The organism is Mycobacterium sp. (assembly GCF_049280035.1).
Classification (GTDB): Bacteria; Actinomycetota; Actinomycetes; order Mycobacteriales; family Mycobacteriaceae; genus Mycobacterium.
The window spans coordinates 1-2,259 of record NZ_JBAPPI010000410.1; the positions used below are offsets into that span (position 1 = coordinate 1).

Genomic DNA, 2,259 nt, shown 5'->3' on the forward strand with positions numbered 1-2,259 from the left:
TCCAGGGCCACCTGGTTGAACCCGATCTTGATGTCGTCGGCGGCCAACCGGATGTCGGCGGCCACCGCGACCTCGGCGCCACCACCGAGAGCGTGACCGTTGAGCGCGGCGATCACCGGCGCGGGAAAGCTCGCCAGCCGGTCGCAGATCGATCGCATCCGCCAAGCCATCGCCGCCGCGTCTTCCTGGGTCCTGATCGCGCCGAGCTCTTTGAGGTCTCCGCCGGACACGAAGGCCCGGTCACCGGCGCCGGTGATGGCGAGAGCGCTGGCTCCCTCGGCCGCGTCGAGTGCCTTTTCCAACTGGTCCATGGTGTCCAGGGAGATGGCGTTGCGCGCGTGCGGCCGGTCGATGGTCAGCACGGCAAGACCCTGGTCGAACTCGACGTCCACCATGCGCCGCTTCCCATCGCGCGATATTGGCATTCTCCTCAGCGGAGAATAGCATCGCCCATTGAATCGACAGCCTTTTGCATGACCCTAACGTTTGCCGGTCGGAGCCTTGAGCCAATGCGCAATATTCCCGTTGAACTGGTCACTCGATATGAGGAAGCGGGCTGGTGGACCCGCGAGACCCTCGGGCAGGTGCTGGCCGATGGGCTGCACGCCGCGCCGGACGCGCAGTTTCGGGTGTATTCGGATGTGCGGCCATGGTCGGGGACGTTCCGCGACGTCGAGCAAGTGGCCCGTCGGCTCGCGGCCGGGCTGCGCGCCCGTGGCGTCGGCGCCGGTGACGTGGTGGCGTTTCAGTTGCCGAATTGGATGGAGGCCGCGGCGACGTTCTGGGCGGCCGCGTTCCTGGGGGCGGCGCTGGTACCGATCGTGCACTTCTACGGCCGCAAGGAGCTGGCGCACATCCTGGCCGCCGCCAAACCGCGCGTGTTCATCACCGCCGAGGAGTTCGGCCGGATGACCTATCAGCCCGATCTGTGCTCGGAGGTTCCGATCGTCGGGCTGGTCGGGCGCGACTTCGACGATCTGCTCGCCGACGAACCGATGGCCGGCACGGTTGCCGCCGACCCGGCGGGACCCGCTTTGATCGCCTTCACCTCTGGCACGACCAGCGCGCCCAAGGGCGTCATCCACAGCCATCGCAGCCTGGTCTGCGAGGCTCGTCAGCTCGCCGGCCAGATCCAGTCGATCGGCGATAACCAGCTGACCGCGACACCGGTCGGCCACTTCATCGGAATGCTTGCCGCTTTGCTGATCCCGGTGCTCAACGGCGGGTCGGTGCATCTGATCGACAGCTGGGACCCGGGAGAAGTGCTGGCGCTGATGGACCGCGACGGCCTGACGCTTGGCGGCGGGCCGCCGTACTTCGTCACCGGCCTGCTCGATCACCCCGATTGCACGCCCGCGCACCAGGCCCGGATCAAGACCCTCGGGCTGGGCGGGTCGACGGTGCCGGCGGCGGTGACCCGACGGCTGTCGGACATGGGCATCATCGTGTTCCGGTCCTACGGCAGCAGCGAGCATCCCTCGATCACCGGTTCAACCCTGGACGCACCGGAGGACAAACGCCTGCTCACCGATGGTTGTCCGATGCCCGGCGTGGAGATCCGGTTGGCAGCCGACGGCGAGATTTTCAGCCGCGGCCCGGACCTGTTTCTGGGCTACACCGACGATGCGCTGACCGCGGCCGCATTCGACGACGACGGCTGGTATCGCACCGGTGACGTCGGCGTGCTGGATGCCGACGGCTACCTGACCATCACCGACCGCAAGGCCGATGTCATCATCCGCGGCGGGGAGAATATCAGCGCCGTGGAAGTCGAAGAAGTGCTGCTCGGAATGCCCGGGATCGCGGAGGCGGTGGTGGTCGCCGCCCCCGACGCCGGCCTTGGTGAGCGGGTCGCTGCCGTGCTGCGGCTCAAACCGGGGCACGTTCTGCCCACCGAAGACGAGGTTCGGGCGCATTTCGTCGGCCAGGGGGTGGCTCGCCAGAAATGGCCGGAAGTTTTGCTCGAAGTCGCCGACTATCCGCGCACGCCGAGCGGCAAAGTACAGAAGCGTCTGGTGCGTGAGGACATTGCGGTAGCGTCTGGGTGAGAATATGATTCTCAAAAAATGCAATGGAGGATTTCATGGGGCAGTTGTCGCATCGGGAGGACGTTCCGTTCCCGCTCTTTGACGCGGATAATCATCTCTACGAGCCGCCGGAGGCGCTGACCAAGTTCCTGCCGAAGGAGTACAAGGACTACGTCCAGTACGTGCAGGTCAACGGGCGCACCAAGATCGCGATCCGCGGCCAGATCAGCAA

At 66.2% G+C, this 2,259-nt stretch carries 2 protein-coding genes and 1 pseudogene; 2 read left to right on the forward strand and 1 reads right to left on the reverse strand.

Annotation, left to right across the window (positions count from 1 at the left end; all coding sequences use genetic code 11):
- The coding region (locus WAN71_RS13700; RefSeq protein ID WP_422225855.1) for an enoyl-CoA hydratase/isomerase family protein at positions 1–395 on the reverse strand (395 nt) is incomplete at its 3' end.
- Positions 396–509: 114 nt separating this feature from the next.
- Here WAN71_RS13700 and WAN71_RS13705 point away from each other — a divergent pair.
- Together WAN71_RS13705 and WAN71_RS13710 are read left to right on the forward strand one after the other, a co-directional pair.
- The gene (locus WAN71_RS13705; RefSeq protein ID WP_422225856.1) at positions 510–2,048 is read left to right on the forward strand and encodes an AMP-binding protein; all 1,539 of its coding nucleotides are present in this window, start codon (positions 510–512) and stop codon (positions 2,046–2,048) included.
- A gap of 35 nt (positions 2,049–2,083) precedes the next feature.
- Positions 2,084–2,259: pseudogene (locus tag WAN71_RS13710) on the forward strand (amidohydrolase); the annotation flags it as partial.

What these genes read in the sequence shown, in the direction of transcription:
- WAN71_RS13705 (WP_422225856.1), top strand. Translation starts at nt 510, where the DNA reads ATGCGCAATATTCCCGTTGAACTGGTCACTCGATATGAGGAAGCGGGC.